Source organism: Pseudomonas sp. HMWF021, from assembly GCF_003061005.1.
Classification (GTDB): domain Bacteria; phylum Pseudomonadota; class Gammaproteobacteria; order Pseudomonadales; family Pseudomonadaceae; genus Aquipseudomonas.
Genome location: NZ_QAIK01000073.1, coordinates 1 through 7,608, shown reverse-complemented (window position 1 = coordinate 7,608; position 7,608 = coordinate 1). Strand labels below are relative to the sequence as shown.

The 7,608-nt window shown below is 58.9% G+C and carries 6 protein-coding genes and 1 pseudogene; 1 reads left to right on the top strand and 6 read right to left on the bottom strand.

All coding sequences use genetic code 11. From position 1 onward, the window contains the following. The 5 genes and pseudogenes from DBR18_RS29030 to DBR18_RS10310 form a co-directional block, all read right to left on the bottom strand. Positions 1–148: pseudogene (locus DBR18_RS29030) on the bottom strand (ATP-binding cassette domain-containing protein); the annotation flags it as partial. A 48-nt stretch (positions 149–196) separates the two neighbouring features. Next, complete coding sequence (gene livG, locus DBR18_RS10325) at positions 197–964, bottom strand: high-affinity branched-chain amino acid ABC transporter ATP-binding protein LivG (protein ID WP_007969480.1); 768 nt, start codon at positions 962–964, stop codon at positions 197–199. Beyond that, positions 961–2,217, bottom strand: coding sequence for a high-affinity branched-chain amino acid ABC transporter permease LivM (locus DBR18_RS10320; protein ID WP_108590240.1), 1,257 nt, complete (start codon positions 2,215–2,217; stop codon positions 961–963). Before DBR18_RS10320 ends, livG begins: the two co-directional genes overlap by 4 nt. Continuing rightward, positions 2,214–3,137, bottom strand: a complete 924-nt coding sequence (gene livH / locus DBR18_RS10315) for a high-affinity branched-chain amino acid ABC transporter permease LivH (protein ID WP_047601144.1) — start codon at positions 3,135–3,137, stop codon at positions 2,214–2,216. Before livH ends, DBR18_RS10320 begins: the two co-directional genes overlap by 4 nt. Before the next feature lie 230 nt (positions 3,138–3,367). After that, positions 3,368–4,495, bottom strand: a complete 1,128-nt coding sequence (locus DBR18_RS10310) for a branched-chain amino acid ABC transporter substrate-binding protein (RefSeq protein ID WP_108590239.1) — start codon at positions 4,493–4,495, stop codon at positions 3,368–3,370. A 351-nt stretch (positions 4,496–4,846) separates the two neighbouring features. On the opposite strand from DBR18_RS10310, the gene DBR18_RS10305 reads away from it, so the two are divergent. Beyond that, positions 4,847–5,167, top strand: coding sequence for a DUF2288 domain-containing protein (locus DBR18_RS10305; RefSeq protein WP_108590238.1), 321 nt, complete (start codon positions 4,847–4,849; stop codon positions 5,165–5,167). Positions 5,168–5,446: 279 nt separating this feature from the next. Here DBR18_RS10305 and DBR18_RS10300 read toward each other — a convergent pair whose 3' ends face one another. Beyond that, on the bottom strand, positions 5,447–7,606 hold the full coding sequence (locus tag DBR18_RS10300; RefSeq protein WP_256588664.1) for a hypothetical protein: 2,160 nt from the start codon (positions 7,604–7,606) through the stop codon (positions 5,447–5,449). Positions 7,607–7,608 lie beyond the last annotated feature (2 nt).

Sequence of the window (7,608 nt, the reverse complement as noted above, 5' to 3'; positions counted from 1 at the left end):
CCAGCTCCTCACCCATGTAGCGGATGCTGCCGCTGTGCGCCTGCGGCGAACCGCAGAGCGTCATCAGCAGCGTGGACTTGCCGGCACCGTTGGCGCCGATCAGGGTCACGATCTCGCCCTGACGGACTTCGACGTTGACGCTGTGCAGGGCCTGGATCTTGCCGTAGAAGGTGGAAACGTTTTCGAACTGCAGCATTTACGCTTCCCCCAGGTAGGCTTTGATCACTTCAGGATTGTCGCGGATCTGTTCCGGCGTGCCATCGGCCAGCGGCGTGCCCTGGTTGATCACGACGATGTGGTCGGAAATGCTCATGACCAGTTTCATGTCATGTTCGATCAGCAGCACGGTGACGTTGTGCTCTTCACGCAGCACGCTGATCAGCGCCTTGAGGTCTTCGGTTTCCTTCGGGTTCAGACCGGCGGCCGGTTCGTCGAGCATGAGGATCCGCGGGCGGGTCATCATGCAGCGGGCGATTTCCAGACGGCGTTGCTGACCGTAGGCCAGGGTGCCGGCGGTACGGTTGGCGAACTCTTTCAGGTTGACCTTTTCCAGCCAGTATTCGGCGTATTCCATGGCCTCGCGCTCGCTCTTGCGGAACGCCGGGGTCTTGAACAGGCCGGACAGGAAGTTGGTGTTCAGGTGACGGTGCTGGGCGATCAACAGATTCTCGACCGCCGTCATGTCCTTGAACAAGCGTACGTTCTGGAAGGTGCGCACCACGCCCTTGAGGGCGATCTTGTGCCCCGGCAGGCCCTGGATCGGCTCGCCGTCGAGCAGGATGCTGCCGCCCGATGGCTGGTAGAAACCGGTCAGGCAGTTGAACACCGTGGTCTTGCCCGCGCCGTTCGGCCCGATCAGCGCCACCACTTGTTTTTCCTTGACGGTCAGGGCCACGCCATTGACCGCCAGCAAGCCGCCGAAGCGCATGCTCAGGTTTTCGACTTTAAGGATCTCGCGGCTCATTTTCGCAACTCCATGTGTGGGCGTTGCATCGGCAGCAGACCTTGTGGACGCCAGATCATCATCAACACCATCAGGGCACCGAACATCAACATCCGGTATTCGCTGAACTCACGCATCATTTCCGGCAACAGGATCATCACCACGGCCGCGAGAATCACGCCCAGTTGCGAGCCCATGCCACCCAGCACAACGATGGCGAGGATGATCGCCGACTCGATGAAGGTGAACGATTCCGGCGTCACCAGACCCTGACGGGCAGCGAAGAAGCTGCCGGCGAAACCGGCGAAGCTCGCACCCAGGGTGAACGCCGACAGCTTGATCACGGTCGGGTTGAGGCCCAGTGCGCGGCAGGCGATTTCGTCTTCACGCAGCGCTTCCCACGCACGGCCGATCGGCATGCGCAGCAGGCGGTTGATGATGAACAGCGCTGCCAGCGCCAGCAACAGGGCAACCAGGTAGAGGAAGATCACCTTGTTGATCGAGTTGTATTCGAGGCCGAAATACTCGTGGAAGGTTTGCATGCCTTCCGCCGCTTTACGCTCGAAGGTCAGGCCGAAGAACGTCGGTTTCTCGATGTTGCTGATGCCGTTCGGGCCGCCGGTGATGTCGGTCAGGTTACGCAGGAACAGACGAATGATCTCACCGAATCCGAGGGTCACGATCGCCAGGTAGTCACCGCGCAGACGCAACACCGGGAAGCCCAGCAGGAAGCCGAACGTCGCCGCCATCAGGCCGGCAATCGGCAGGCAGATCCAGAAGCTCAGGCCGTAGTAGTGCGACAGCAGCGCGTAGCTGTAGGCGCCGACGGCGTAGAAGCCGACGTAACCCAGGTCGAGCAGACCGGCCAGACCGACGACGATGTTCAGGCCGAGGCCGAGCATCACGTAGATCAGGATCAGCGTGGCAATGTCCACTGCGCCACGGGAGCCGAAGAACGGCCACACCAGTGCACCGAGGATCAGCGCAATGATGATGTAGCGTTGCGTGGTCGGCAGGGTCAGGAAGTTGCTGGCCTTGGCCGGGATCAGCGGCAGGCCCGGCGAGGATTTCCACGCCTTGCTGATCTGCTGGTTGAACAGCACCCGCAGGAACATCAGCACCGAGCACACGGCGATGGTCGCCAGAATGGCCGGGCTGGTGCCGTGCACTTCAAGGTTGATGCCGACGATGGTCAGTTTCAGACCGAGTACCGGGTAGGCCACGGCCCACACCAGCAAGGCGCTGAACAGCGCCTGTTTAAGATTCCTAGTCATACTTTCTCAACCTCCGGACGGCCCAGAATGCCGGTCGGACGGAACAACAGCACCAGAACCAACAAGCCGAAAGCCACGACGTCCTTGTACTGGTCGCCGAAGATATCGGCGCCAAAGGCTTCCGCCACCCCGAGCACCAGCCCGCCGAGCATCGCGCCGGGGATGCTGCCGATCCCGCCCAGTACCGCAGCGGTGAAGGCCTTGAGGCCGACGAGGAAACCGGCGTTGGGGTTGATCACGCCGTACTGCATGCTCAGCAGCACAGCGGCGACGGCCGCCAGCGCAGCACCGATGACGAAGGTCAGGGCGATGATGTTGTTGGTGTTGATGCCCAGCAGGTTGGCCATCTTGATGTCTTCGGCACAGGCGCGGCAGGCGCGACCCAGGCGAGAGCGGGAGATGAACAGCGTGAGGCCGAGCATGGCGATGAGGGTCACCACGAACACCACGATTTGCATGTAGGAAATCAGCACTTCATGTGCGCCACCTGGCCCGATGGAGAAGTTGCCGGGGATCAGGTTGGGGATGGATTTGTCCTTGGAGTCTTGCGCGAGCAGAACCGTGTTCTGCAGGAAGATCGACATGCCGATGGCGGAAATCAGCGGTATCAGACGGTTGCTGCCGCGCAGGGGGCGGTAGGCGATCCGTTCGATGCTGTAACCGTAGGAACTGGTGACGACGATGCTCGCGATGAACGCGGCGGTCATCAACAGCGGGACGTTGTCGATTCCCATCATGGCCAGCCCGGCGATGGCGATGAACGCCACGTAGGAACCGATCATGTACACCTCGCCGTGGGCGAAGTTGATCATTCCAATGATGCCGTAAACCATCGTATAGCCGATGGCGATCAGGGCATACGTGCTGCCAATGGTCAGGCCATTAACCAGCTGTTGGAAGAAGTGATAGATGTCAGGCATTACAACGCTCCTAAAAACCTGATACGCATTTCACTGGTGGAGTCATTTTCCCGCCCGGCCCCGTGGATCTTTATCCACTTCGAATCCGGGTTTTGCCAGCGAACCGCTGATGACGGTTTTGAGATTTTCAGGTGGGGAGACTGGCGGATCACGCCAGCGCGGCCCATACATTCGTAAAACAAAGCCCACGGCACGCCGTGGGCTTTATTGGCAGTCAGTCAGGGCGCGCCTTACTGAGGCGAAACTTCAGTTTTAGGTTTGCCGAAGTGCCACTCGTAAACCACGAATTTGAAGTCCTTCAGGTCGCCCTTGGCGTCGAAGCTCAGGTCGCCGGTAGGGGTCTTGAAGGTGCCTGCGTGAATGGCTTCGGCCACTTTGGCTGCGTCTTCGGATTTGGCAGCGGCGATACCGCCGGCAATCACTTCAACCGCCGAGTAGGAAGGGAACACGAACGGGCCGCTCGGATCTTCTTTTTTGGCCTTGAAGGCATCAGCCAGGGCGACGTTGGCCGGATCCTGGTCGAAGGATTTCGGCAGGGTCACCAGCAGGCCTTCGGAAGCGTCCTTGGCGATCTGCGAAATGGAGTCGTTACCCACGCCTTCCGGACCCATGAACTTGGCTTTCAGGCCTTTTTCCTGGGATTGGCGCAGGATCAGACCCAGCTCCGGGTGGTAGCCGCCGTAGTAAACGAAGTCGACGTTGGCTTGCTTGAGCTTGGAGATGATCGAGGAGAAGTCCTTGTCGCCGGCGTTGACGCCTTCGAACACGGCGACTTTCACGCCTTTCTTCTCCAGAGTCGACTTGACGGCGGTAGCGATGCCTTCACCGTATTGCTGCTTGTCGTGCAGGACGGCAACGATTTTCGGCTTCACGTGGTCGGCGATGTAGTTACCGGCGGCAGGGCCTTGGGCGCTGTCCAGACCGATGGTGCGGAAGACCATTTTGTAACCACGGGCGGTGATGTCCGGGCTGGTGGCAGCCGGGGTGATCATCACGACGCCTTCGTCTTCGTAGATGTCCGAAGCAGGCTGAGTGGAGCTGGAGCACAGGTGACCGACCACGAACTTGACGCCGTCGTTGACGACCTTGTTCGCGACCGCTACCGCTTGTTTCGGATCGCAAGCGTCATCGTATTCAACGGCTTCAAGTTTCTTGCCATCGACGCCGCCCTTGGCGTTGATCTGCTCGATGGCCATTTTCGCGCCACTGAACTGCATGTCGCCGTACTGGGCTACCGGGCCGGTCTTAGGGCCGGCGATACCGATCTTGATGGTGTCAGCTGCGAACGAATGGCTGGCAACCCCGGCCAGAACCATAGCGGCAAACAGTTTGGAAATCTGCTTAGTAGCCTTAGTCATAGTGCTCCACTCTTACTGTTGTAATTTTTTTGAGTTCTGGCGCCGTAGCAGCAGAACCGGGTCAGATATCTTTGCGATACCCTCCGGAAATGCCCCCGGCAACTGTACCGGTACAGTGTAGAGCGCCGGTTGTTGGCCTGGGAAGCGGGCGCCGAGGGGCAAAACTTGGGGGTGTCGCATTTTTGAATGAAAAAGACAGAATTGCGGCGGGGCATTTGTGGGCATATATCCCAATCACCAGCATTCCTTGGCGTTCCTGCTCTTTTCGTTCGGTGAAGCCATTTGCAACCGGGTTTTTCTGCCGGACCACCGACGTTATCATTCGCGTCGATTTCTTTTCCGGACAGTCCCATGAATCAAGAACCTAGCACCCTCTATGCCAAGCTGCTTGGTGAAACCGCATCTATTACCTGGAAAGAGCTGGAGCCGTTCTTTGCCAAGGGTGCCCTATTGTGGGTCGACCCTGCGCTTGATTTGATCGCCGCCGCCGAGGCCGTGGCCTCGGATGATGGCGAGAAAGTGGCTGCCTGGTTGGCCGAGGACAAGGTCGCCAAGCTGTCTGAAACGCGGGCGCTGGATATTTTCGAGCGTGATCCGCCGATGTGGGCGGTGGTGGTGCGACCGTGGATTCTGATCCAGGAAAGGGCGGGCGATTCCAGCGTTGCACCTTGATGGTGCAGTCAGTCGTCAGCGAAAGTGTGTAGCCGAGTAGCGTGATGGCACGTTGCCGTAGAGAAATGCCACAAGCGTGGGTGGCCTCACGGTGACGTAAACGTAACGGGAACAGTTTATTGAGCAGCCTGAGGGCTGCTTAATTGTTTCTGGATATTGGAAGGGCTGAGATATTCATGGAATTTGAGGGCCTCATCGCGAGCAGGCTCACTCCTACAGGGGAACGTATTTCACTTGTAGGAGTGAGCCTGCTCGCGATAGGGGCAACTCGGTCTTCGATCAGACCGAGTAAGTCTTCCCGGTATGGTTATTCAGGGAAATAACCTTGGTCTTGCCGATCCGGTGACGGTAGATCTCGCGCAGGTACTTGATCGACTTCTTCACGCAATCGCGCGACAGGCGAATGTCGTTGATCGAGACGAACTTGTCCTTGTCGTTGATCAGCTCGCGGTACTTTTTCTCGTACATCGGTTTGATTGCGTACCAGTTGGTGTCGAGGATCTTCGCCGGGTTTTCGAACTCGTTGAGCAGGTCGTCGATACGGTCTTCGTCGAAGTCTTCATTGATGATGAAGTCGAGGATCGAGTTGTCCAGAGTCTCGTCGAAACGGTACGGGGTCTTGGCAAAGCAGCGCTTGATGAAGGCCACGATCAACGTCAGGAAGTCGTCAGACAGGCACGGGCTCTTGGCGATCAAAGTGGTCAGCGACAGGTTGGCCGAGGCGCCGATCACCAACGCATAACGCTTGAGCGTGGTGTTGGGGAACAGGCTGTTGAGGTGAGTCTTCAACCGGTTCAGGTCCATGTATGACAGCTTGTAGTCTTTGGGCAGCGAAACGATCGAGACCACCGACGAGCAGTTCTTGAAGAAGTGCAGGTCGTGCAACGCGGCGGCGTCGTAGCCGGAATTCTTGTACTGCTCAAGCGAGGCGCGATAGCGCTTGGATTCGATCGGCAGCAGGCTGATGCCTTCGATCGCCTGGGTGACCTTGTTGAAGTGCGGCAGGTCGATCGAGCGGAAGAACAGGTCGTCGATGTTCAGGCGCTGCGGCTCTTTGTCGAACACCTTGAACTTGTCGCTGCTCGGCGGCGGGGTTTCCGGCACCACCGATTCGGCGTAGGCAATCGCCACCGGGCCGGCCAGACTCATGAACAGGTCGTTGGCGTCCAGGCGAATGGTCTCGCCGATGTCGATGCCGGCACGGCGGAAGTAGTTCTGGTCGTAGTCGGTGGTGACCGCCTGCGCCGTCAGAATGTTGAAGATCTGCTGCGAGATGTACTGGTTGGCGTGCTTCTCCATCGCATTGACATCAATGTTCTGGATGTTGCCGTCATCGCTCTCTTCGGCGTAACGCATGATGTCGTTGGAGATCAGCATCATCGCGTTCCATGGGCGGATACGGCCCATGACGCTGGCTTCGCTGCTGTCTTCATTGGCGAAGTTGTAAGAGAAATCCCATTCTTCCGAGAGGTATTTGCACAGCAGGCGCCCGGCGTTGATGTGCAGCGCCTCGGACATTTCACTGCGGTGATCGGAAATGTTCGGCAGCACGCAGATACCGCTGGTGAAGATCGGCTCGAACACGAACGAATGCCCGCTCTTGCCGTCATGCTCGTCCATCGGCTTGGTGTCGAACGTCTTGTTCATGTACGAGTGCTGCTGGGCCAGGCCGAACTCCGAGGCCATGCCCGAACCGGTACCGCCGCCGGCACTGAAGATCGAGAAGTACAGGCGCGACTGGTTGGCCTTGATGCCGCAGCTGTCGATCAGATACGAGTGGATCATTTTCCAGTCGGGGCTGGAGAAGCGCTGGGTGTCCTTGTTGAGGATGATCTTGGCCAGGTACTGGCCGAGGATCGGCGCGTTACCGGCGCCACCGGCGTGGACTTCGGACAAGTCCATGATCTTCATTTTGCTGTAGTCGCGCAGAAAACCGCTTTTCTCGCCCTTGCGCGAGAAACGGATGCGCCCGGCGATGTCCTTGTCGAGATCGCCGAGCATCACCAGCGGCTCGACCAGAAACACCGGTTTGCTCGACTTGTTCGGGCCGATGCGCAGGTTCTGTTTGATCCACTGCGCCGGGCTGTAGCCCTTGTCGGCCAGACGCCGGTCAGCGGCGCGGTCTTCGTTGTTGAATTCGTTGAGGTAGAACTTGCGCGCGTTGTACACCAGCTCCGCGACGTCGAGGGCGATGTTGGAGCCGCAGCGACCGAGGCCGATCAGGCACACCGAGGGAAATTCCTGGTCGTTGTGCTGCTCGTTGTCGCCTTCCAGATGCGGCGGGCGCGGGAACACCAGATCACGCAGGCCATCGAGGTTGTCGAGGATGCGGTCGGTATTGGTTTCGGTGTAGTACAGATATTGGTGGGTGCCCAGCGGGCGCGAGGGAGGCAATGGCTTCATCGGAGCCGGGCTGTGCGCCGCAGGGCTCAGGGTCAGAT

What these genes read in the sequence shown, in the direction of transcription:
- livG (WP_007969480.1), bottom strand. Translation starts at nt 964, where the DNA reads ATGAGCCGCGAGATCCTTAAAGTCGAAAACCTGAGCATGCGCTTCGGC.
- DBR18_RS10320 (WP_108590240.1), bottom strand. Translation starts at nt 2,217, where the DNA reads ATGACTAGGAATCTTAAACAGGCGCTGTTCAGCGCCTTGCTGGTGTGG.
- livH (WP_047601144.1), bottom strand. Translation starts at nt 3,137, where the DNA reads ATGCCTGACATCTATCACTTCTTCCAACAGCTGGTTAATGGCCTGACC.
- DBR18_RS10310 (WP_108590239.1), bottom strand. Translation starts at nt 4,495, where the DNA reads ATGACTAAGGCTACTAAGCAGATTTCCAAACTGTTTGCCGCTATGGTT.
- DBR18_RS10305 (WP_108590238.1), top strand. Translation starts at nt 4,847, where the DNA reads ATGAATCAAGAACCTAGCACCCTCTATGCCAAGCTGCTTGGTGAAACC.